At 73.3% G+C, this 22,823-nt stretch carries 19 protein-coding genes; 7 read left to right on the forward strand and 12 right to left on the reverse strand.

Annotated features, from left to right (window positions below; translation table 11 throughout):
* Positions 1–142 precede the first annotated feature (142 nt).
* The 3 genes from dxs to ACGFWJ_RS20970 all read left to right on the forward strand — a co-directional run bounded on the left by dxs (position 143) and on the right by ACGFWJ_RS20970 (position 4,153).
* Positions 143–2,044 carry a 1-deoxy-D-xylulose-5-phosphate synthase gene (dxs, locus tag ACGFWJ_RS20960; protein ID WP_387646516.1) on the forward strand — a complete coding sequence of 634 codons (1,902 nt, stop codon included), beginning with the start codon at positions 143–145 and terminating at the stop codon, positions 2,042–2,044.
* 135 nt (positions 2,045–2,179) lie between these two features.
* On the forward strand, positions 2,180–3,697 hold the full coding sequence (locus tag ACGFWJ_RS20965) for an ArnT family glycosyltransferase (protein ID WP_392951669.1): 1,518 nt from the start codon (positions 2,180–2,182) through the stop codon (positions 3,695–3,697).
* Between the two features lie 6 nt (positions 3,698–3,703).
* Positions 3,704–4,153 carry a hypothetical protein gene (locus ACGFWJ_RS20970; protein WP_392951671.1) on the forward strand — a complete coding sequence of 150 codons (450 nt, stop codon included), beginning with the start codon at positions 3,704–3,706 and terminating at the stop codon, positions 4,151–4,153.
* On the opposite strand, the gene ACGFWJ_RS20975 is transcribed toward ACGFWJ_RS20970, so the two are convergent.
* From ACGFWJ_RS20975 to ACGFWJ_RS21005, 7 genes are all read right to left on the reverse strand, one after another.
* Entirely contained in the window at positions 4,140–4,733 is a 594-nt protein-coding gene (locus ACGFWJ_RS20975; RefSeq protein WP_392951673.1) for an alpha/beta fold hydrolase, read from the reverse strand. The two genes, ACGFWJ_RS20970 and ACGFWJ_RS20975, sit on opposite strands and share 14 nt — an antisense overlap.
* A gap of 168 nt (positions 4,734–4,901) precedes the next feature.
* Entirely contained in the window at positions 4,902–5,267 is a 366-nt protein-coding gene (locus ACGFWJ_RS20980; RefSeq protein WP_392951676.1) for a hypothetical protein, read from the reverse strand.
* Positions 5,268–5,376: 109 nt separating this feature from the next.
* Positions 5,377–7,503, reverse strand: a complete 2,127-nt coding sequence (locus ACGFWJ_RS20985; RefSeq protein ID WP_392951679.1) for a 3-hydroxyacyl-CoA dehydrogenase NAD-binding domain-containing protein — start codon at positions 7,501–7,503, stop codon at positions 5,377–5,379.
* A 2-nt stretch (positions 7,504–7,505) separates the two neighbouring features.
* A complete protein-coding gene (locus ACGFWJ_RS20990) occupies positions 7,506–8,723 on the reverse strand; it encodes a thiolase family protein (RefSeq protein ID WP_387646502.1) in 1,218 nt (405 codons plus the stop codon).
* 254 nt (positions 8,724–8,977) lie between these two features.
* Complete coding sequence (locus tag ACGFWJ_RS20995) at positions 8,978–10,213, reverse strand: HRDC domain-containing protein (RefSeq protein ID WP_392951682.1); 1,236 nt, start codon at positions 10,211–10,213, stop codon at positions 8,978–8,980.
* Between the two features lie 202 nt (positions 10,214–10,415).
* Positions 10,416–11,147: a LuxR C-terminal-related transcriptional regulator gene (locus tag ACGFWJ_RS21000; RefSeq protein ID WP_387646499.1), complete on the reverse strand. Its 732-nt coding sequence runs from the start codon at positions 11,145–11,147 to the stop codon at positions 10,416–10,418.
* Between the two features lie 396 nt (positions 11,148–11,543).
* Complete coding sequence (locus tag ACGFWJ_RS21005) at positions 11,544–12,197, reverse strand: DUF3000 domain-containing protein (protein ID WP_387646497.1); 654 nt, start codon at positions 12,195–12,197, stop codon at positions 11,544–11,546.
* Positions 12,198–12,363: 166 nt separating this feature from the next.
* Between ACGFWJ_RS21005 and hemE the strand changes: the two genes are divergently transcribed.
* Positions 12,364–13,452 carry a uroporphyrinogen decarboxylase gene (hemE, locus tag ACGFWJ_RS21010; RefSeq protein WP_387646495.1) on the forward strand — a complete coding sequence of 363 codons (1,089 nt, stop codon included), beginning with the start codon at positions 12,364–12,366 and terminating at the stop codon, positions 13,450–13,452.
* Positions 13,453–13,456: 4 nt separating this feature from the next.
* On the opposite strand, the gene ACGFWJ_RS21015 is transcribed toward hemE, so the two are convergent.
* Together ACGFWJ_RS21015 and ACGFWJ_RS21020 are read right to left on the reverse strand one after the other, a co-directional pair.
* Positions 13,457–14,131: a response regulator gene (locus ACGFWJ_RS21015; protein ID WP_392951686.1), complete on the reverse strand. Its 675-nt coding sequence runs from the start codon at positions 14,129–14,131 to the stop codon at positions 13,457–13,459.
* A complete protein-coding gene (locus ACGFWJ_RS21020; protein WP_392951689.1) occupies positions 14,098–15,369 on the reverse strand; it encodes a sensor domain-containing protein in 1,272 nt (423 codons plus the stop codon). The genes ACGFWJ_RS21015 and ACGFWJ_RS21020 overlap by 34 nt, the downstream gene beginning before the upstream one ends.
* A 134-nt stretch (positions 15,370–15,503) precedes the next feature.
* Here ACGFWJ_RS21020 and ACGFWJ_RS21025 point away from each other — a divergent pair, with 134 nt between their 5' ends.
* Positions 15,504–17,375: an FtsX-like permease family protein gene (locus tag ACGFWJ_RS21025; protein WP_392951692.1), complete on the forward strand. Its 1,872-nt coding sequence runs from the start codon at positions 15,504–15,506 to the stop codon at positions 17,373–17,375.
* 126 nt (positions 17,376–17,501) lie between these two features.
* Here the strand turns inward: ACGFWJ_RS21025 and ACGFWJ_RS21030 are convergent, their stop codons facing one another.
* On the reverse strand, positions 17,502–18,461 hold the full coding sequence (locus ACGFWJ_RS21030; RefSeq protein ID WP_392951695.1) for a DUF4349 domain-containing protein: 960 nt from the start codon (positions 18,459–18,461) through the stop codon (positions 17,502–17,504).
* Positions 18,462–18,561: 100 nt separating this feature from the next.
* On the opposite strand from ACGFWJ_RS21030, the gene hemG reads away from it, so the two are divergent.
* Both hemG and hemQ read left to right on the forward strand, forming a co-directional pair.
* Entirely contained in the window at positions 18,562–20,016 is a 1,455-nt protein-coding gene (gene hemG, locus ACGFWJ_RS21035; protein WP_392951698.1) for a protoporphyrinogen oxidase, read from the forward strand.
* A gap of 29 nt (positions 20,017–20,045) precedes the next feature.
* The gene (gene hemQ / locus ACGFWJ_RS21040; protein WP_387646489.1) at positions 20,046–20,756 is read left to right on the forward strand and encodes a hydrogen peroxide-dependent heme synthase; all 711 of its coding nucleotides are present in this window, start codon (positions 20,046–20,048) and stop codon (positions 20,754–20,756) included.
* Positions 20,757–20,808: 52 nt separating this feature from the next.
* Here hemQ and ACGFWJ_RS21045 read toward each other — a convergent pair whose 3' ends face one another.
* Both ACGFWJ_RS21045 and ACGFWJ_RS21050 read right to left on the reverse strand, forming a co-directional pair.
* Positions 20,809–21,573 carry a TIGR04222 domain-containing membrane protein gene (locus ACGFWJ_RS21045; protein WP_387646487.1) on the reverse strand — a complete coding sequence of 255 codons (765 nt, stop codon included), beginning with the start codon at positions 21,571–21,573 and terminating at the stop codon, positions 20,809–20,811.
* Positions 21,574–21,648: 75 nt separating this feature from the next.
* On the reverse strand, positions 21,649–22,782 hold the full coding sequence (locus tag ACGFWJ_RS21050) for a TIGR04222 domain-containing membrane protein (protein WP_392951702.1): 1,134 nt from the start codon (positions 22,780–22,782) through the stop codon (positions 21,649–21,651).
* Between the last annotated feature and the right edge of the window lie 41 nt (positions 22,783–22,823).

Raw genomic sequence — 22,823 nt, forward strand, 5'->3', positions numbered from 1 at the left:
TCGGTGCTTTTCGGCCCCGGCCATCCGAACAGGGGATCGGGGTTGCCCGCCGCACTACGCCCGGGTAATGGCAATTAGACTCAAGCGGGGCGTACGCCCTCCGGGCCCATGCGGGCGCGAGAACTTGGACGAGGAGGAACGGGTGGCCCTGCTGACCCGTATTCGGGGACCGCGCGATCTCGATCGACTCACCCCCGCGCAGATGTCGGCACTCGCCGAGGAGATCCGCGCCTTCCTGGTGGAGGAGGTCTCCAAGACCGGCGGTCACCTCGGACCGAACCTCGGCGTGGTCGAGCTGACCCTCGCGATGCACCGGGTCTTCGACTCGCCGCGCGACCGGATCCTGTTCGACACCGGCCACCAGAGCTACGTCCACAAACTGCTGACCGGCCGCCAGGACTTCTCCCGGCTGAAGATGAAGGGCGGCCTGTCCGGCTACCCCTCGCGCGCCGAGTCCGAGCACGACGTGATCGAGAACTCGCACGCCTCCACCGTCCTCGGCTACGCCGACGGTCTCGCCAAGGCCAACAAGATCCAGGGCCACAAGGACCGCCCCGTGGTCGCCGTGATCGGCGACGGCGCGCTCACCGGCGGCATGGCCTGGGAGGCGCTGAACAACATCGCCGACAGCCAGGACCTGCCGGTCGTCATCGTCGTCAACGACAACGAGCGGTCCTACTCGCCGACCATCGGCGGCCTCGCCAACCACCTCGCCACCCTGCGCACCACCCAGGGCTACGAGCGCTTCCTGTCCTGGGGCAAGGACGCGCTGCAGCGCACCCCCGTGGTCGGCCAGGCGATGTTCGACACCCTGCACGGCGCCAAGAAGGGCCTGAAGGACTTCATCGCCCCGCAGGGCATGTTCGAGGACCTCGGCCTGAAGTACCTCGGCCCGATCGACGGCCACGACCTGCAGGCGCTGGAGTCCGCGTTCACCAAGGCCCGCAACTTCGGCGGCCCGGTCATCGTGCACTGCATCACCGAGAAGGGCCGCGGCTACCATGCCGCCGAGAACAACGACGAGGACCGCTTCCACGCGGTCGGCGTGATCCACCCCGACACCGGCCTGCCGGTCAAGACCTCCGGCAAGGACTGGACGTCGGTGTTCGGCGAGGAGATGGTCGCGCTCGGCCGCGAGCGCCGCGACCTGGTCGCCATCACCGCCGCGATGCTGCACCCCGTCGGCCTGGCCCCGTTCGCCAAGGCCTACCCGGACCGGATCTTCGACGTCGGCATCGCCGAGCAGCACGCCGCCGTCTGCGCCGCCGGCCTGGCCACCAACGGCCTGCACCCTGTGGTCGCCGTCTACGCGACGTTCCTGAACCGCGCCTTCGACCAGGTCCTGATGGACGTCGCCCTGCACAAGCTCGGCGTCACCTTCGTGCTCGACCGGGCCGGCGTCACCGGCACCGACGGCGCCTCGCACAACGGCATGTGGGACATGTCGATCCTGCAGGTCGTCCCCGGCCTGCGGCTCGCCGCCCCGCGTGACGCCGAGCAGGTCCGGCTCCAGCTGCGCGAGGCCGTCGAGGTCGCCGACGCCCCCACCGTGGTCCGCTACTCCAAGGGCAACGTCGGCCCCGCCGTCCCCGCCGTCGGCACCGTCGGCGGCATGGACGTGCTGCGCCGCCCCGAGGACGGCACCGCGGACGAGGTCGCCGACGTGCTGATCGTCTCGATCGGCGCAATGGCCCCGACCTGCCTGGAGGCCGCCGAGCTGCTCGCCGAGCAGGGCATCACCAGCACCGTGGTCGACCCGCGCTGGGTCAAGCCGGTGGACGCCGCGCTGCCGGGCCTGGCCGCGCAGCACCGCCTGGTGGTCACCGTCGAGGACAACGGCCGGGCCGGCGGCGTCGGCTCCGCGATCGCCCAGGCGCTGCGTGACGCGGACGTGGACGTGCCGCTGCGCGACTTCGGCATCCCGCAGGAGTTCCTCGACCACGCCTCGCGCGGCGAGATCCTCGAGGAGATCGGGCTCACCGCGCCCGCCATCGCCAAGAAGATCGAAGCACTGGTCACCACCCGCTCCTTCGCCCGGAGCTGACCACCGGAAATCCCCCCAGCGCACCGTCACGGGACCGCATTTCAGTCCCGTGGCGGTGCGCTTATTGTCGGACAGTCACACCCATTCGCTGACTGCCACTGACTACGCCCGTCCACGCCCGGTAGGTTGTCACCCGTGTCCCTCACCCTCACGAGCAGCCCACGTGCCCTTGCCGAGCGCCTCCCAGAGCGCCTCCGCACCGGGTACTGGACCAGACTGGTCCCGCTGCTCGCCGTGCTGGCCACCCTGACCCACCTGCCGTCCTTCCTGCGCCCCGTGTGGAGCCCCGACGAGGGCTACCTCGCCACCCAGGCCCGGATGCTCGCCGACGGCGGCGTGCTCTACGACACCGTCGTCGACCGCAAACCCCCGCTGCTGCCCTGGCTGTACGAAGCCTGCTTCGCGCTCTTCGGCTCCGCCTCGCTCTGGCCGCTGCGCACCCTCGCGATCGTCGCCCACCTGACCACCGCCATCCTGCTCGCCTCGCTGGCCCGCGGCCGCTGGGGCGACAAGGCCGGGCGCTGCGCCGGCATCCTCTACCTGCTGGTCTCCATCGGACTCTCGCCCGAGGACACCCAGGCCGCGACCTTCGAAGTCTTCATGCTGCCCGCCATGGTGGCCGCCTTCCGCTACGCCGAACGCCGCCGCTGGCTGGCCGCCGGCATCGCGGTCGCCCTCTGCTCGCTCACCAAGCAGACCGGCGGCGCCGTCATGCTCCCCGTGCTGTGGATGCTCCTCCAGGACACCCGCCGCCGCGGCGTCCGCTGGCCCCCCGCACTCGCCAAGATCGGCTTCGGGTTCGCGCTGCCGATAGCGCTGGTCGCCGTCATCCTCACCAAACCCAAGGGCTTCCTGTTCTGGGTCGTCACCGGCTCCGGCGACTACGCCGGCCTCGGCTCCAACTGGCCGCAGATGATCGGCCGCGCGCTCGGCAACTCGGCCATCCTGATGGGCGCCGGACTGGCCTTCCTGCTGCCCTTCGCGCACCGCCTGTGGCTGCGCCACCGCCGACGACCCGTCCCCGCCCGCGGACCCGAACACGGCTCCACGGTCGACCTGTGGATGTGGCTCGTCTCCTCGGTGATCGCCGTCTCCGTCGGCTTCCACTTCTTCGGCCACTACTACCTCCAGCTGATGCCCCCACTGGTCCTGCTCGGCGTCGGCGCCGTCGCCACCTCCGCGATCTCGTGGCGGCCGGTCCTGATCTACTCCGCCCTCGCCAGCAGCTTCTTCTGCGGCCTCGCCGTCCTCTGGCCCGGCCAGCGCCTCACCCAGTCCACCGAGGTCGCCACCGCCGTCGCCGCCCAGACCACCCCCAAGGACACCGTCCTGATCTGGGGCATGCACCCCGAGCTCTACTGGCTCGCCGACCGACGCCCCGCCACCCGCTACCTCACCGCCGGCTTCCTCACCAACTTCAGCGGCGGCAAGGGCGCCGACAAGGTCGGCGAACAGTACTCCGTCGCCGAGGCCTGGCAGACCTTCGACAACGAGATCTCCACCAACGGCTTCCCCGAGGTCGTCGTCGACGACTCCGGCACCTCCCCCTACCAGCCCGACATGGTGCCCCGCATCGCCACCCTGCTCAACACCCACTACGAGGTCGTCGGCGTCACCGGGGACACCGTCATCTACCGCCTCAAGAAGAAGTAGCAGCCGGTGGCCTACGTCCTCTCGGCGGTCGTCGCGGCCGAACCCCTGCTGCGCCGCGTCGCCGACCTTCCCGGCACCCGCGTCGTCCCGCTCGCCCAGGGCCTCGCCATGCTTCCGCTGCCGGACGCCGTGCGCGCGGCCCTCGACGACGGCACCCGCCCGTTCACCCCGTTCCACGAGTTCCCCGGCGGCCTCCAGCACACCCTGGCCGCCTGGTCCGACGCCGGCCCCGTTGCCTACATCGAGGCCGACATCTGGGGCGGCACCGGCGACCAGTCCGTCGCCGTCTGGGGCCGCGGCGCCCTCACCCTCGGCCCCCTCGTCGAACCGAACGCCGGCCCGATCTCCCTCGCCCTCCGCCACCTCGGCGCCCACGCGGACGGCCACCACGACGAGTTCGACGCCGTCGGCCTCGGCCGCCACCGCCGCACCGAGGCCTGGCTCAAGGACGCCTGACCCACGCCGCGAAGCCCGCCAGCGCCGCCACCAGCGGCTCCGGCCGGAACGCCGGATGCGGCGGCTCCGGACACCCCGGCAACTCCACCGCCCCCGGGATCAGCCCCAGCAGCCCGTCCGCCGTCCGCCGCTGGTGCACCAGGCCCTCCGGCGCCGACGGCAGCACACCCACCGGCACCCGAAGCCCCGCCAACTCCTCGTCCGCGACCCCGCGCAGCACCCCACCGCCCAGCAGCGGCGCCGCCTCCTCAGGCAGCCGCTGGTCCACCCGCGCATCCCCCGCCGTCGCCGGCCACGCCAACACCAGCCCCCGTACGCGCTCCGGCACCGCGAGCGCCATCCGCACCGCCACCGAGCACCCGTTGGACCCACCGACCACCACCACCGGCCCGTCCGGCAACCCCGCCACCAGATGCTCCGCCTCAGCCCCCCAACTCCCCACCCGCATCACCCGATCCGGCGCCACCACCCCCAGCCCCATCCCGGCCAGCCCCGCCACCACCCCGGTCCGCCCCCAGAACCGCTCCCCGTCCATCTCCTCGTCCCACAACCCGCCATGCACCAGGACCAACACCGCCACCAGCCCCCTTCATGGCCTCTCCGGGGCCCTGGGAGCCCGTGCCGTCGAGATGGCGGGCTTCAGCAGCGCGGACCAGCTCGTCGGCGCGTTGCTCCACCTTGGCCAGGAGGGCCGGTGGTGCTTCGGCGGCAAACTACTGCTCGTCCGGGTGGTACTCCCAGGACCAGGTCATCCGTTCACCGCCGCGTGGGCCCGGTTGAAGATCTCCAGGCATACGCGGATGGCTTCGCTCCATCGGGGATCGTCGCGGTCCAGGGTCTGCACGGCGTGTTCGGCTGCGCGCATGCGGGCGGCGGTGTCGAGGTGGCGGGCGACCTCGATGTGGGCGGCCCAGGTGTTCAGGAAGACCCGGAGGGGGTCGATGGAGCCGGCCCGGACGGCGAGGGCGAAGACCTCGTCCTGTTGCTCCGCCATCTCCGGGAGCCGGTGCGGGGCCACCGCGGCCAGGGCGGCTCGGAGGGCGTCGGGGGTCTTCTGGGGACGCGGGATCAGCTCGTCGTCGGGGTGAACCGAGTGGTCGGGCTGCGCGGTCATGAGATCCTCCCCGGGGCGGCCCGGTCCAGCGTAGTCCCCGGTACGCCAACGGGCGGGCAGCCGTCCCCCGTGGGGGAGTGCTGCCCGCCCGTGGACGGAACGCTTCGCGTCAGGCGGGGATCGAAGCCAGGCCGGGGGCCAGGAACTTCTTGCCGTTGACGCGCTCGGAGACGCCCTCGCGGTCGAGGTACGGGGTGATGCCGCCGAGGTGGAAGGGCCAGCCGGCGCCGGTGATCATGCACAGGTCGATGTCCTGCGCCTCGCCGACGACGCCCTCGTCGAGCATCAGGCCGATCTCCTGGGCGACGGCGTCCAGGGCGCGGGCGCGGACCTGGTCCTCCGTCAGGACGGAGTCGCCGAAGGTGAGGAGGGCGAGGACCTCGGGGTCGAGGACCTGGGCGCCGTCCTGCCAGATGTAGAAGCCGCGCTTGCCGGCCTTGACGACCTTGCCGAGGTTCTCGGAGACGGTGAACCGCTCCGGGAACGCGCCGTGCAGCGTCTCGGAGACGTGCAGGGCGATGGCCGGGCCGACCAGTTCGAGCAGGGCGATCGGCGACATCGGCAGGCCGAGCGGCTTGACCGCGGCCTCGACGGTCTCGAACGAGGTGCCCTCGTCGATGATGTTCTGGATCTCGCCCATGAAGCGGGTCAGGATGCGGTTGACCACGAACGCCGGGGCGTCCTTGGTGAGCACCGCGGTCTTCTTCAGCTTCTTGGCGACACCGAACGCGGTGGCCAGCGAGGCGTCGTCGGTCTTCTCGGCCCGGACGATCTCCAGCAGCGGGAGGATCGCGACCGGGTTGAAGAAGTGGAAGCCGACCACGCGCTCGGGGTGCTGGAGCTTGGAGGCCATCTCGGTGACCGACAGCGAGGAAGTGTTGGTGGCCAGGATGGTGGTCGGCGAGACCACCGCCTCCAGCTCCGCGAACACCTTCTGCTTGACGCCCATCTCCTCGAACACGGCCTCGATGACGAAGTCCGCGTCGCCGAACGCGACGGCCTTGTCGAGGTGGCCGGAGACCAGGCCCTTGAGCTTGTTGGCCTTGTCGCCGCCGATGCGGCCCTTCGCCAGCAGCTTGTCGATCTCGCCGTGGACGTAGCCCACGCCCTTGTCGATGCGCTCCTGGTCGATGTCGGTGAGCACCACCGGCACCTCCAGGCGGCGCGCGAACAGCAGCGCCAGCTGGGAGGCCATCAGACCGGCGCCGACCACGCCGACCTTGGTGACCGGGCGGGCCAGCGACTTGTCCGGCGCGCCGAACGGCTTCTTCGCGCGGCGCTGCACCAGGTTGAAGGCGTACAGGCCGGCGCGCAGCTCACCGCTCATGATGAGGTCGGCCAGCGCGGCGTCCTCGGCGTCGAAGCCGGCCTGCAGGTCGCCGTCCTTGACCTGCTGGATGATGTCGAGCGCCTTGTACGCGGCCGGAGCGGCCCCGTGCACCTTGGCGTCGGCGACCCAGCGGCCCCACAGCACGGCGTCGTCCCACGCCTTGCCGCGGTCGAACTCCTCGCGCTCGACGACCACGTCGCCCTTGAGGACCTTCGCGGTCCACAGCAGCGACTGCTCCAGGAAGTCGGCCGGCTCGAAGATCGCGTCCGCGATCCCCAGCTCGAACACGTCCTTGCCCTTGAGCTGCTTGTTCTGGGCCATCGAGTTCTCGACGATGACCTTGACGGCCTTGGCCGGGCCGATCAGGTTCGGCAGCAGGGTGCAGCCGCCCCAGCCGGGCACCAGGCCGAGGAAGACCTCGGGCAGCGAGAACGCCGGGACGCCCGCGCTGACGGTGCGGTAGGAGCAGTGCAGGCCGACCTCGACGCCGCCGCCCATCGCCGCGCCGTTGTAGAACGCGAAGGACGGGACGGGCAGCGCGGCGATCCGCTTGAAGACGTCGTGGCCGCCCTTGCCGATGGCCAGCGCGTCCGCGTGCTCCTTGAGCACCTCGACGCCCTTGAGGTCGGCGCCGACCGCGAAGATGAACGGCTTGCCGGTGATCGCGACGGCGACCACCTTGCCCTCGGCGGCCTCGGCCTCGACCTGGTCCAGCGCCTCGGACAGCTTCGCCAGCGAGCCCGGGCCGAAGGTGGTCGGCTTGGTGTGGTCGAAGCCGTTGTCCAGGGTGATCAGCGCCAGCTTGCCGGCCTGCAGCGGCAGGTCCAGGTGGCGCACGTGCGCGGTGGTGACGACCTCGCCGGGGAACAGTTCGGCGGCGCGCTGCAGCATCTCAGTGGTGCTCATGGTCACTTACCACCCTCGAAGTGCGGGTTCTCCCAGATGACGGTTCCGCCCATGCCGAAGCCGATGCACATGGTGGTCAGGCCGTAGCGGACGTCCGGGCGCTGCTCGAAGCGGCGGGCCAGCTGGGTCATCAGACGCACACCGGAGGAGGCCAGCGGGTGGCCGAACGCGATCGCGCCGCCGTACGGGTTGACCCGCTCGTCGTCGTCCGCGATGCCGTAGTGGTCCAGGAACGCCAGCACCTGGACGGCGAACGCCTCGTTGACCTCGAACGCGCCGATGTCGTCGATGGTCAGACCGGCCTTGGCCAGCGCCTTCTCGGTCGCCGGGACGGGACCGATGCCCATCACCTCGGGCTCGACGCCGGCGAACGCGAAGCTCACCATGCGCATCTTGATCGGCAGGCCCAGCTCGCGGGCCACGTCCTCGGCGGCCAGCAGCGAGGCGGTCGCACCGTCGTTCAGGCCCGCCGCGTTGCCCGCGGTGATGTTGCCGTGCGGACGGAACGGGGTCTTCAGGCCGGCCAGCGACTCCATGGTGGTGCCCGGGCGCATCGGCTCGTCCGTGGTCGCCAGGCCCCAACCGGTCTCGCCGATCTCGGGGTTGGTGTTGCGGATCGCGATCGGCACCAGGTCCGGCTGGATGTCGCCGTTGGCGTACGCCTTCGCGGCCTTCTCCTGCGAGCGCACCGCGAACGCGTCGCAGCGCTCCTTGGTGAGGTGCGGGAAGCGGTCGTGCAGGTTCTCCGCCGTCATACCCATGAACAGGGCGGACTCGTCGACCAGCTTCTCCGAGACGAACCGCGGGTTCGGGTCCACGCCCTCGCCCATCGGGTGCCGGCCCATGTGCTCCACGCCGCCGGCCACGACCACGTCGTACGCGCCGAACGCGATGCCGCCCGCGGTGGTGGTGACGGCCGTCATCGCACCCGCGCACATCCGGTCGATGGCGTAGCCCGGAACGGACTTCGGCAGACCCGAGAGCAGCGCGGCGGTACGGCCGATGGTCAGACCCTGGTCACCGATCTGGGTGGTCGCCGCGACGGCGACCTCGTCGATCCGCTCGACCGGCAGGTTCGGGTTGCGACGCACGAGCTCGCGGATGCACTTGACGACCAGGTCGTCCGCCCGCGTCTCGTGGTACATGCCCTTCGGGCCGGCCTTGCCGAACGGGGTGCGGACGCCGTCGACGAAGACGACGTCCCTCGCGGTACGAGGCACGGGGGCTCTCCTCCCAGGGGGATGGCGGGGCGAGCGCGCAAATCAGCGACGCTGCTACGCGACCAATCTACCCACGAGTAACAACGGTGGGCAAGGAGCCGAAGAAGTGGGATGCGCAACCAGGGGCGCGGGGAACTGCGCGAAGCGGAAGGCACCCGACCGCAAGATCGCGACGCAGGGCAGTGCCTTGCACGTGCTCGCGACCCTACGGACGTGGCCTGCGCTTGTCGCGCAGTTCCCGCGCCCCTGAGCGCTCAGCCCTCCGCCGTCCTGAACGCCTCCGCGAGCGCCGGCGAGACCAGCTCCGTCTGCCAGGCGCGGGCCCCCAGGGCGTGCAGCGCGTCGGCGATCGACGTCGCGTCGGGTCGGGCCGGCGGCTCCCAGGAGACGCGGCGGACCAGGTCGGGGGTGATCAGGTTCTCCGCGGGCAGGTGGTGCTGCTCGGCGAGCGCGGCGACAGCCGCCCTCGCGCCGGTGAGGCGGGCCGCGGCGACCGGGTCCTTCTCGGCCCAGGCGCGCGGCGGCGGCGGCCCGTCGTGCGGGGCGGTCGCGGAGGGCAGCGCGTTCTCCGGGATCTCCCGGGCGCGTTCGATCGCGCCCAGCCACTGCTCGAGCTGGCGCCGGTTGACCCGGGGGCCGAAGCCCTGGACGGCGATCAGCGCGGGCGCGTTCAGCGGCATCGCGAGGGCCGCGTTGACGATCGCGGTGTCGGCCAGCACCCGGCCGGGGGAGACGTCGCGCTCGCGGGCGATCCGGTCGCGGGTCAGCCAGAGCTCGCGGACCACGGCGAGCTGGCGGCGGCGGCGGACCTTGTGCAGCTGGGAGGTGCGCCGCCAGGGGTCGACCCGGGGTGCGGGGCGGGGGGCGGCGGCGAGGGCGGCGAACTCCTGGTGGGCCCAGTCGAGCTTGCCCTGCCGGTCGAGTTCGGTCTCCAGCGCGTCGCGCAGGTCGACCAGCACCTCGACGTCGAGCGCGGCGTAGCGCAGCCAGGGCTCGGGCAGCGGGCGGGTGGACCAGTCGACCGCGGAGTGTTCCTTGGCGAGCGAGAGGCCGAGGATGTTCTCGGTCATCGGGCCGAGGCCGACCCGGGGGAAGCCGGCGAGCCGGCCGGCGAGTTCGGTGTCGAACAGCACACCGGGGTGCATACCGACGTCGAACAGGCACGGGAGGTCCTGGGTGGCGGCGTGCACGACCCACTCGGTGTCGTGGATGGCCTCGTCCAGCACGGACAGGTCGGGGCAGGCGATCGGGTCGATCAGCGCGGTGCCCGCGCCCTTGCGGCGCAATTGGATCAGGTAGGCGCGCTGGCCGTAGCGGTAGCCGGACGCGCGTTCGGCGTCGACGGCGACGGGGCCGGTGCCGGCGCGGAAGGCCGCGATGACGGCGGCGAGTGCCGCTGGGTCCGACACCACCGGTGGGAGTCCGTCCCTGGGTTCGAGGAGCGGAACCGGGGCGATCTCTTCTGGGATGGAGGCTACGGCGTCGGTCACCCCCCAAGGGTACGTCGTGTGCCGCCGCCGGGAGTGTTGTCCGACTGGTCGGACCATGTTCGGACCCGGGCCGTCCGGGGCGGGCGGGTCGTTCCGGAGGTCGGAGCGGGGCGGTGGGGGAGGGGTGACGGGCCGTCGGGAGGGGGCGCGGGAACGGCCCGGAGGAAACGTTCCTCCGGGCCGCCACCAGGGACGATGCGGATCAGTGGATGATTCCGGTGCGCAGCGCCACGGCGACCATCCCGGCCCGGTCGCCGGTTCCGAGCTTGCGGGCGATGCGGGCCAGGTGGCTCTTCACGGTGAGCGCGGACAGGCCCATCGCGACGCCGATCGCCTTGTTCGACTGGCCTTCGGCGACCAGCCGAAGCACCTCGACCTCGCGGCCGGACAGTTCCCGGTAGGCGGAGGGCTGCGCGCCGGGCGCACCGGGAGCGCCGGGGGCGGCGCCGGACTGGCCCGGCGCGCCGTGCATGCCGGGGTGGTGGTGGCCGGGGATCCCGGGGCGCCGCATCCGGCCGGCCAGGCCGGCACCGATCGGCAGTCCGGGACGGCCCGGCATCGGCATGCCGGTGCGGGTACCGGTGACCACGTATCCCTTGACGCCGCCGGCCAGGGCCGAGCGGACCGCGCCGATGTCGTCGGCGGCGGACAGTGCCAGGCCGTTCGGCCAGCCCGCGGCGCGGGTCTCGGCCAGGACGGTCAGGCCGGAGCCGTCGGGGAGGTGGACATCGGCGATGCAGATGTCTCGCGGGTTGGAGATCCGGGGTCGGGCCTCGGCGATCGAGGAGACCTCGATGACGTCACGGACGCCGAGCGCCCATAGATGCCGGGTCACCGTGTTCCGGACCCGGGGATCAGCGATGACCACCATGGCGGTGGGCTTCGTCGGACGGTAGGCGACCACGTTTGCTGGGTGCTCAAGAAGGACCGACACCTGGGGCCTCCTGCGGGGAGTGGCGGACGGAACCCCGAGGGGGCGGTCGGAGTGTTCCGCATCTGGAAAGGGTCACTGACACCTTCGGCATCAACCGTGACCGGCTTTAGCAAGTGATCACGATCTGGTGAGTAACAATACGGACAAATCGAGCAGGCGACCGGTACGACCTGCCCGGAAATCGCACAGATCCGATCGATTTCGGCAGTGCGGTGATCATGAACGGTCGGGTAACCGACCGGGAGCGTCCACGAAGTCACACTTCGTCAGCCCTGCGGGTGGTCGCGCACCGGGACGGCTGACGGTCCCCCCGGGGTGTCTACGGCACGGGGGGTGCGGACGGCTGTGCGAGCGCGGGGGTGACGGTGGCGCCGGGCCGGAACGGGCGGGTGGCGGTCAGTGCGGGTTGCGCGGCCGGCGGCGGGCAGGCATCGGCACCACGCCGCCGAGGGCGCCGGAGTCGGCGGCCGGCGGCGGGGTGGACGGGGCGGGCGGCAGCCCGGCGCACACGCACAGCAGCTCGGCCCAGGCGGCCAGGTGACGGTCGAAGCGGCGGTCGGCGGGCGTCCAGGACGCGCGCAGCTCGATCTCGGTGGAGGCGCCGCGTTCGGCCAGCGCCCCGAAGTACTGCGAGTGGCATCTGGTCACGGTGCCGCCCGGCTCGGCGAACCGGGCGCCGTGCGCCTGGAGGGCGTCCATCAGCCAGCTCCAGCCGACCTCGGACAGCAGCGGGTCGCCGGCCATCTCCGGCTCCAGCTCGGCCCGGGTCATGGTGACCACCCGGAACTCGCCGTTCCAGGCCTCCGGAGAGGCCGGATCGTGCAGCAGGACCAGGGTGCCGTCGGCCAGTTCCTCGCCGTCCACCTCGACCGAGGCGGACAGCGCGAAGGCGTGCGGGGCCAGCCGGCGGGGGGCGGGCCGAGGGGACAGCTGCACCTCGGGACGCAGCCGCGCCCCGGTCAGCGCCTCGACCGCCTCGCGGAACTCGATCGGCACCGACTCCCTGCCCGTTCCTCCACCCTGTGCGGATTGCCCGCCGACCGCTGCCATGTGCGGAAGCCTAGGTGGCGCGGGCCCGCAATCCGAGCACTTTCGTACCTCCGGCGTGCCGAAATTCCGGAAATCGGCCAGGCCGGGACCGCTGTGCGCGCCACGGGTGTCCGAGGTGTCCGTTTTGCCTGGTGGGCGGCCGGGACGGGAGCGCCCGCGTGCGAGGATGTGGGACGTGAGTGAGACCCCCGCAGCCCAGTCCGGTCAGCGGCCCCGCGGCGCCGCGTACGACTCCGTCTTCCTGCGCGCCGCCCGCAACGAGCCGGTGCCGTACACCCCCGTGTGGTTCATGCGGCAGGCCGGCCGCTCGCTGCCCGAGTACCTGAAGGTCCGCGAGGGCATTTCGATGCTCGACTCCTGCATGCGGCCCGACCTGGTCAAGGAAATCACCATGCAGCCGGTGCGCCGGCACAAGGTGGACGCCGCGATCTTCTTCTCCGACATCGTCGTCCCGCTCAAGGCGGTCGGCATCGACGTGGAGATCAAGGGCGGCGTCGGCCCGGTGATCGCCGACCCGATCCGCACCAAGGCCGACCTGCAGCGGCTGCGTCCGCTGGAGCCGGACGACATGCCGTACATCACCGAGGCGGTCGGCCTGCTGGTCGCCGAGCTCGGCGCCACCCCCCTGATCGGCTTCGCCGGCGCGCCGTTCACGCTGGCCAGCTACCTGATCGAGGGTGGCCCGTCGAAGTCGTACGAGAACACCAAGGCGATGATGTACGGCGAGCCCGAGCTGTGGGCGGAGCTCGTCGACCGGCTCTCGCAGATCACCTCGGCGTTCCTGAAGATCCAGATCGAGGCGGGTGCCTCGGCGATCCAGCTGTTCGACTCCTGGGCGGGCGCACTCGCGCCCGACGAGTACCGCCGTTCGGTGATGCCCGCCAGCGCCAAGGTGTTCGACGCGGTCGCGCCGTACGGGGTGCCGCGGATCCACTTCGGCGTCAACACCGGCGAGCTGCTCGGCCTGATGGGCCAGGCCGGCGCGGACATCGTCGGCGTCGACTGGCGGGTCCCGCTGGACGAGGCCGCCAACCGGGTCGGCCCCGGCAAGGGCCTGCAGGGCAACCTCGACCCGGCCGTGCTGTACGCCCCCACGCACGTGGTGGAGACCAAGGCCCGCGAGGTGCTGCACGCCGCCCAGGCGCTCGGCGGCAGCCACCACATCTTCAACCTCGGCCACGGCGTCATGCCGACCATGGACCCGGACGCGCTGACCCGCCTGGTCGCCTTCGTCCACGAGGCCAGCGCCCGCTGAGGCCTTACGGCCTGTCGCCGCCGAGGAACGCCAGGACCGCCAGGATCCGGCGGTGGGTGTCCTCGGCGGGCGGCAGGTCGAGCTTCAGCAGGATGTTGCCGATGTGCTTGGCCACCGCCGCCTCCGACACCACCAGCCGGCGGCAGATCTCCGCGTTCGAACAGCCCCGGGCCATCAGCTCCAGCACCTCCCGCTCACGGGGCGTCAGTCGCTCCAGCGGGTCCCGGCGGTGGGCCAGCAGTCGGCGCACCACCTCCGGATCGACCACGGTGCCGCCGGAGGCCACCGTGTCCACCGCGTCCAGGAACTCCTCGACGTGGCCGATCCGGTCCTTCAGGAGGTAGCCGACGCCCGAGCCGTCGCCGCCGGCCAGCAGCTCCGTCGCGTACGAGCGCTGCACGTACTGGCTGAGCACCAGCACCGGCAGGCCTGGCCGTTCGGTGCGCAGGGCGATCGCCGCGCGCAGGCCCTCCTCGGCCAGGCCAGGTGGCATCCGGACGTCGGTGACCACCAGGTCGGGGCGGTGCCCGGCGACCGCCGCCAGCAGGGACGGGGCGTCGCCGACCGCCGCGATCACCGTGTGGCCGAAACGTTCCAGCAGGCCCACCAGGCCCTCCCGCAGCAGGACGGAATCCTCGGCCAGTACTAGGCGGAGCGGGCGTCGGGCAGCAGGGGGCACGGGATCTCCACACGCAGCAGGGTCGGCCCGCCGGGCGGGCTGCTGACGGACAGTCTGCCGTCCACCACCGCGATCCGGTCGGCCAGCCCCGTCAACCCCGTGCCGCGGGACGGGTCCGCGCCGCCCCGGCCGTCGTCGGACACCTCCAGCACCAGCAGCCCGCCCTCGCGGCGGCCCGCCACCCCGAGCCGGGACGCGCCGCTGTGCCGGGCCGCGTTCGTCAGCGCCTCGCACACCGCGAAGTAGCCCGCCGACTCCACCGCCGCGGGCAGCCGGCCCGGCAGGGCGACGTCCACGTCCACCGGCAGCGGCGAACGGTCCGCCAGGTCCGCACAGGCGTCCGGCAGGCCGCGGTCGGCGAGCACCCTGGGGTGGATGCCGTGGATCAGCTCGCGCAGCTCCGCCAGTGCCCGGTCCGCCTCGGCGTGCGCCGCCGCCAGCCGCTCCCGCAGCGGGCCGTCGGCCGGGGCGTCCAGCCGGGCCATGCCGAGCACCATCGACAGCGCCACCAGCCGCTGCTGCGCGCCGTCGTGCAGGTCCCGCTCGATCCGGCGGCGCTCCGCCTCGAAGGTGTCCACCAACCGGGCCCGTGAGCGCACCAGCTCACCGACCTGCTCCTGGGCACCCGTCAGCATCCGCGTCAGCGCGGCCCGGGCGCCCGCCAGCACCGTCAGCGGGTACCCTGCCGCGGGCAGCAGCACCGCGCCCGCCGCGGCCAGCGCCCAGGCCGGGCCGAACGTCTGCACCTGCCACGCCTTCAGCACGTTCACCTGCCCGCCGTCCAGCGCCAGCAGCAGTGGCGTGGCCAGCAGCGCGACCGGCGCCAGCGCCCCCGCCACCGCCAGCAGGTCCAGCGGCCACAGCAGGAACGCCGACAGCACCGCGCCGCCCAGCTCCCGCCAGGTCGCCCCCTCGGAGAGGCGGGTACGCAGCCACGCCCGCACCCCCGGACCGTCCGGCAGCCGATGCGGATCCGCCGGCGGCTTCCCGCCCATCAGCCGCAGCAGCCGCCGCTCCCACGCCCCGAACGGCAGCCCCGCGAGCGGCAGCGCCAGTACCAGCGGCAGGCCCACCAACAGCAGCGACAGGGCCGTGCCGGCCGCCGTCCACACCAGCAGCAGCACGCACAGCAGCAGCCCGGACAGGCCGCTCGCCAGCAGGTAGGCCGCCGAGCGCCACGGCCACGCCGTCCGCAGGAAACCCGGCCGGCGCAGCGCCTGCCAGCAGTCCGCAGCCATCGGTGCCCCTTGTCGTCGCCGGATCCTGCAACCCTAGGACCGGGCCGCCACCCCGCGCGGTAGAGCGGGCTCTACCCTTCGCAGTGGAGACAGCACCGCTGTGCGCGCGGGCCCGCCCCGGTTGGCTGAGGCCCATGACGACCGGAACCATCAGGCTCGCCACCCGCTCGCTGCGGGCCGGCGGCCCCGCCCTGCTCGCCCCCTTCACCGCCCTCGCCCTCGGCGTGGCGCTGATGGCCATCACCCTGCTCGGCCTCGCCGCGAGCACCGCCCTGCCGCCCGGCGACGACCGGACCGCGCTGATCGCGCAGCTCGGCACCGGCTGCGGTGTCGCCGTCTTCACCGCCGGGTTCGTGGTCGCGTCCAGCTACGCCTACGCGGTGGCCCGGCGACGGCGCGAACTAGGCCTGCTCCGGCTGGCCGGCGCGACCCGCGGCCAGGTACGGCGCAGCGTGCTCGCCGAGGCGGCGCTGCTCGGCCTGCTCGCCGCCGCGACCGGCACCGTCCTGGCCCGGTCCGGCACCCCGCTCTTCGCCCGGCTGCTGACCGCCGCCGAACTCGCCCCCGAAGGCTTCCGGATCGGCACCCCCGCCTGGCCGCTGGTCACCGCCTTCTGCACCGGCCCGCCGGTCGCGCTCACCGCCGTCGCCGTCGCCGCCTGGCGAGCCGGCCGGGTCCGCCCGCTGGAGGCACTGCGCGAGGCCGACCTCGACACCCGGGTGATGACCCCCGGCCGGTGGCTGTGCGGCCTCGCCCTGCTCGGCACCGCCGCCGCTCTCACCGGCACCGCGCTGCTCGGCGACCCCGCCGACCTGCTGCACCGCAAGACGTACACGCTGCAGCCGATGGTGCTGATCTCCGCCGCCGCGCTGCTCGCCCCCGTCCTGGCCCGGCCGCTGCTGCGCCTGCTCACCGCCCGCCGCCTGCTCGGACGGCTGGTGCGTGGCGGGGCGCTCACCGGCGTGCGCCGGACCGGCGCCGTCACCGCGCCCGTCCTGCTGGCCGTCGCGCTGGCCGGCTCGCTGACCGGCGCACCCGCCACCGTCGCCGCCGCCCGCGCCGCCGAAGCCCGCACCCGGACCGCCGCCGACCACCTGCTCACGCCCCGGGCCGGCGACGGCGACACGCTTGCCGCCGCGCTGCGCGACCTGCCCGGCGCGGTGGTCTCGCCGACCGCCACCACCGGCCTCGCCGTGGTCGAACCCGACGGCACCGCCGTGCGCGCCCAGGGCCGGGCCGTCGCCGACCCCGCCGCGCTGGCCGCCGTCACCCGGCTCTCCGTGGCGGCTGGGGACGTCACCACGCTCGGCGACGACAGCGTGGTGCTCGCCGAGGAATGGGGACACCCGGCGGTCGGCGACCAGGTGCCGGTGGTGCTCGCCGACGGCACCCGCCGCACCCTGCGGGTCGCCGCCGTGCTGCGCGACGGCACCGGCGACAACCCCGTCTACCTCTCGGTGTGCAACGCCTCCGGTGTGCAAATCGACCGGATCGACCTGCGGCTCGCCCCCGGCGCCGAGGACCTGCTGCGGGACCTCGCCCGGGCCCACGGCGCGACGCTCGCCACCCGCGCCGACTGGCTGGCCGCGCGGTACCCCACCGACGACCCGATGCGGATCCGGCGGATCGCCGGCGTTCTCGGCCTCGCACTCCTCTACACCGCGATCGCGCTCGCCCATGCCGTCCTCACCACCACCGCCGACCGGCGACGCGAACTCGCCCAACTCCGGCTGGCCGGCGCCACCCGCGCCCAGGTGGTGGGCCTGGTCGCCGCCGAGACCGTCACCGTCGTCGCCGCTGGCGCGTTGCTCGGCGCCGCCGTCACCGCCACCGGACTAGGCGCCATGCAGACCGCGCTGCGCCTGCTCGGCGCCGCCGCCCCGCTCACCGTTCCGTGGCGGGCGCTGGGGGTGACGGCGCTGCTGTGCGCGGCGATCGCGACGGCTTGCGCGAGCGCGGCGGCGTTGTACGCGGTGCGGGCGCGGCCGATCATCGCGCTGCGCTGAGCGATCGGGCCCGAGGGCCGGGTGTTGGCGCCGAGCGCGGTGGTCGCCGTGGTTCGCGCGGTGTGGGCCCGGCCGGTCGCGGGGTGGTGCCGGCTGGCCGGGTCGTCGGCGGTGGTGCGGTGAGGGTCAGTCCTCCGGTTCGGTCGTCGGCGGGTGCTGCGGGGGTGCGGGCGGGTTCTTCCAGGAAGGGGTCGTCGGGCGGGGGCGGGTGCGGTAGTGGCGGCGGAGGAGCCAGGCGGCGGGGGCCACGACCAGGAGGAACGGGGCGCCGGCGGCCAGGACCACCAGGAGGCCGTGCAGGACGGCGAGCAGGGCGTGCCAGCCGCCGGTGAGGGCCTTGCCGACCGAGGCCCAGAAGCCGTCCTTGTGCTTGGGCACGGCGCCGGTGGGCCGCTGGGCGTCCGTCAGCAGGTCGAGCGTCACGGTGGACAGCGACGTCCGGGAGGTGAGCTGCTGCTGCTGGCGTTCCAGCGCTTCCAGGTCGGACTCGCGGCGGGTCAACTCGCTTTCCAGTGACACCACTTCGGAGAGTGTCTTGGCCTCCGCCATCAGTGCCCGGACCCGGTCCACGCTGGCCCGCATCGACTTGATCCGGCTGTCCACGTCGGCGATCTGCCCGGTCAGGTCGTCGGACTGGCTGGTCATGGCGAGTCGCTGGCCCAGCCCGCCGAGCGCGTCGACGGTCTTCTGGTAGGACTCCGACGGCACCTTCAGCGTCAGGGTGGCCTCGGCGCCGTCGCCCGCGCCGCGCCGGCTCTCGGTCGCCACGTAGCCGCCGGCCTGCCCGACCAGGTCCACGGCCTTGTCCCGGGCCGGTTCCAGGGCGTCCACCCGGACGGTCATCCTGGCCTGGTAGGCGATCTGACGGTTCGTCGGCTGGCCGCTCGCCCCGGCGGGCGGGGCCGCCGTTCCGCCCGCCCCGGCAGCGGCGACCGCCGCCTTGCCGTCACCGGGCGCTGCCGCCGGTGCGGCCGCCTGGTCCGCCGCCTTGGACGCCGAACTGCCCTCGTTCGCGCTGCATCCGGCCAGCAGCAGCACCGCCGCCAGTACGCCGACGGCCCCCGCTCTGTGCACCCGTACTCCCATGCCCGTGTCCCCTCCCCGGGTCGCGGGCGGGCCGCTCGCCCGCCCCGTCAGCACTGTGACGCGTGGGCCCGCGGACCGGACCCGGGCCGGCGGTACCGGAATGATCACGCCTCGGCGTCACCGCGGTCTCGGCGCCCAGTGGGCCGGTTCGGGATTCGGGATAAGGGCTGGAAGACTTCGAGGCATGGCGAAACCTCACGTCGTGGTGATCGGTGGCGGCGTCGCGGGCCTGGCCGCGGCCGCCTTCCTCAGTGACCGGCCGGTGCGGGTCACCGTGCTGGAGGCATCCGACCGCTTCGGCGGCAAACTGCTCGGCGGGGAGGTCGGCGGCGTCCGGGTCGACCTCGGCGCGGAGTCGATGCTGGCCCGCCGCCCCGAAGCCGTCGAACTGGCCCGGCAGGTCGGTCTCGGCGAGCAGCTGGAGCCGCCCACCACCGCCAAGGCGTCGATCTGGACCCGCGAGGGCCTGCGTCCGATGCCCGGCGGCCAGTTGATGGGCGTGCCCGGCGACCTGGACGCCCTCAAGGCCTCCGGCGTGCTCACCCCCGAGGGGCTGGAGCGGGCCGCGAACGAGCAGCCCGCCGAGATCGGCGACGACGCCGCGATCGGCGGCTACATCGCCGCCCGGCTCGGCCGCGAGGTCGTCGACCGCCTGGTCGAACCGCTGCTCGGCGGCGTGTACGCCGGGCACGCCGACGAGATCTCGATCCGCGCCGCCGTCCCGCAACTGCTGGCGCTCGCCCAGCGCGAAGGCTCGCTGACCGAGGCCGTCCGCGAGCTCACCGGCCGCTCCACCGCCACCGGCCCGGTCTTCCAGGGCCTGCGCGGCGGCCTCGGGACCTTCCCCGACGCCATCGCCGCCCACGACCGCGCGCACGGCGCCGAACTGCTCACCGGCCACCCCGTCGAGGCGCTGCGCCGCACCCCCGACGGCTGGCAGGTCACCACCGGCGGACAGCAACTGCACGCCGACGCCGTGGTGCTGGCCGTCCCCGCCCCGTACGCCGCCGCGCTGCTCGCCGCCGACGCGCCCGGTGCCGCGGCCGAGCTACGGGAGATCGAGTACGCCTCGATGGCCCTGGTCACGCTGGCCTTCCGGCGCGCGGACCTGGCCGACAGCCCGCTCACCGGCAGCGGCTTCCTGGTGCCGCCGGTGGACCGCCGCAACATCAAGGCGTCCACCTTCTCCAGCAACAAGTGGGGCTGGCTGGAGCGCTCCGCGCCCGACACCTTCCTGCTGCGCACCTCGCTCGGCCGGCACCGCGAGGACGCCGCGCTCCAGCTGGACGACGCCGAAATCGTCGCCCGCTCGCTGGCCGACCTGCACGAGGCCGTCGGCCTGACCGCCACCCCCTACGACCACGCCGTCACCCGCTGGACCGACGGCCTCCCGCAGTACCCGGTCGGACACCTCGACCGGGTCGCCCGGATCCGCACCCAGCTGGACGCGCTCGGCGCGATCACCGTGTGCGGCGCCGCCTACGACGGCGTGGGCATCCCCGCCGTCGTCGCGAGCGCCCGCAAGGCCGCCGAAGCCGTCCACCCCGTCAGCTGAACCACCCGCACAGAAGGGACAATGGGCTCATGACCGAAAGCACTGAGCAGCCCGTGAAGAAGAAGGCCCGCGACCTCAACCAGGTGATCCGCTACACCATGTGGTCGGTGTTCAAGCTCAAGGACGGCCTCCCCGAGGACCGCTCCGCCCTGGTGGCCGAGGTGGACGCCCTCTTCGAGCAGCTCGCCGCCAAGGACGTCACCATCCGCGGCACCTACGACGTGTCCGGCCTCCGCGCCGACGCCGACCTGATGATCTGGTGGCACGCCGAGAACTCGGACGACCTGCAGGAGGCGTACAACCGCTTCCGCCGCACCGAGCTGGGCCGCCACCTGGAGCCGGTCTGGTCGAACATGGCGCTGCACCGCCCCGCCGAGTTCAACAAGTCGCACATCCCCGCGTTCCTCGCCGACGAGCGCCCCCGCGAGTACGTGTGCGTCTACCCGTTCGTCCGCTCCTACGAGTGGTACCTGCTCCCCGACGAGGAGCGCCGGGCGATGCTGTCCGAGCACGGCCAGATGGCCCGCGGCTACCCGGACGTGCGCGCCAACACCGTCGCCTCGTTCGCGCTCGGCGACTACGAGTGGCTGCTGGCCTTCGAGGCCGACGAACTGCACCGCATCGTCGACCTGATGCGCGACCTGCGCCCGTCCCGCGCGCGCCTGCACGTGCGCGAGGAGGTGCCGTTCTTCACCGGCCGCCGCAAGTCGGTCGGCGACCTGGTCGCCGGACTGTTCTGACCCGCAGACCGGACGCCGCCGCCGTGCTCCTGCGCGGTGGCGGCGTTTTTTGCTAGCGGTGGCCCAACGCGGCCCGCAGGCGCGGGTCCTGGACGGCTTCGGGGCCGCGGATGGCGACGGCGGTGAGCAGGTCGTCGGTGGTGCCGGTGCGGCAGATGTGGGGCCAGCGGAGGGTGCGGAGCAGGCGCTGGCCGGCGGGGGCCGCCCAGGCGGTGTAGGCGTGGACGTCGACGCGGGCCATTAGCAGGGTGCCGCCCGTCAGGACCAGGGGCAGGGCGTACCAGGCGAGGGCCGTCCGGGCCGCCTGGCCGTCGGCGGTCAGGACGATCGTGAGCAGCAGCATCGCGACCGCCGCGAGCAGCGCCCAGCGCACCTGCCGGACCGCCCGCCGGGCCCGGTCCCGGATCACCGCCGGTGTCGCCAGCCCGGCCAGCGCCAGCCGGTCGCCGATGTCCCGGACGGTGGGGTGGGCGGCCAGCGCCGCCTTCAACTGGGCGGTGCGGCACTGGCCCTCGGGCCCGATCGCGCTGATCAGCGCCCGCTCCAGCCGGCCCCGGCCCTGCGGATCGACCACCGTCGTCCACCCCGTGTGCGCGAGGTGCAGCCTGCCCAGCCCGGCCATCCGGACCAGCGCCAGCTCCACCACCCGGCCCGGTCCGCCCGCCAGGTACGCGGTCTCGTACAGGCCGATCCCGGCGGCCCGGTCGGCGGCCGGCAGATGCTCGGCGAGGGCGTCGGCGATCGCGGCGACCCGGACCAGGTGCAGACAGGACAGCACCGCGGCGGCACAGGTCGGGATCAGCAGCAACACCCACATGATGTTTGTTCTAGTCCTGGGTGTGCGGCAAGTGGAATGGATCCACCTGCCGCGATACCGAACTGTGACACGGCCTCAGCTCGAGCCGCACGAACTGGACGACCCGCAGGAGCTGGACGAACCGCACGAACTGGACGACCCGCAGGAGTGCGAGGATCCGCAGGAGTGCGACGACCCGCAGGAGTGCGACGACCCGCAGGAGTGCGAGGATCCGCCGGAGTGCGAGGACCCGCAGGAGTGCGAGGATCCGCCGGAGTGCCCGCCCGAGTGGCCGGAGTGGCCGGAGTGCCCCGAGGAGCCGGACGACCCGCAGGAGACGGCGGTGCTCCCGCACCACGCCCCGGTGGTGGCCGCCGCCGTGGTGTCCGAGGTGCTGAACGCGTGCGTCGAACGCTTCGACTTCGCCATCCGGACCGGCCGGACCGGTCCGGCCGTGGTGCCGTCGAGCGCCTCGCGCAGCGGCTGGTCGGCGGGGTCGGTCAGTGCGGCGGACCCGTCCAGCGCGAACGCGCCGACCACGGCCGCGTACTGCCGGTCGACCTCGCGCGGCTGCCACGGGCTGCTGCCCCGCACCAGCTCCAGCTGGCGCTCCCCGGCGGGCGTGATCCGCGCCTTCGGTGGCCGTCCGACCATCAGGCGCACGGCGGCGACCAGGACCAGTGCCCCGAACGCGAAGAACGGGGGAGTGCTGGTGTCCCGATCCGGCGCGTGCAGCCAGTGGAAGGTGGAGATCGTCCCGAGCCCCAGGGCCGTCCACAGCGCGAACACCTCCATCCTGCGGGCGCGCCAGGCCGCCTTGAGCTTGGCCGGGTGGCGCATCAGGCCGCGGGCGGCCAGCGCGTCGCCGATCCGCTGCACGTCCGGGCTGCCCAGTACGGACGCGCGCAGCACCGACAGGTCCCGTCCGGTGCGGCCGCCGACGGCGGTGATCAGCACCTGCTCGACGGCGTCGCGCGGTGCGACGTCGGTGACCGTCACCCGGTGGGCGCGGGAGATCACCGCGCGGCCCTCACGTTCCATCCGGACCAGCGCGGTGTCCACCGCCCGGGCCGGGCCGCCGGCCAGGAAGGCGGCGTTCAGCAGCGGCATGCCGCGTCCGGGCAGGCCCTGCGGTTCGGTGACCCGGCGGCAGCGGTGGTTGAAGACAGTGGCGGCGACCATGGTCACGGCGACCAGGGCCAGGGCCACGAAGAACAGGCTGTTCCACATTCCCCCGTGTGTCCTTTCGTGCGATGGATCGGTGCGGCGGC

It is taken from the genome of Kitasatospora sp. NPDC048407 (assembly GCF_043200475.1).
Classification (GTDB): Bacteria; Actinomycetota; Actinomycetes; order Streptomycetales; family Streptomycetaceae; genus Kitasatospora.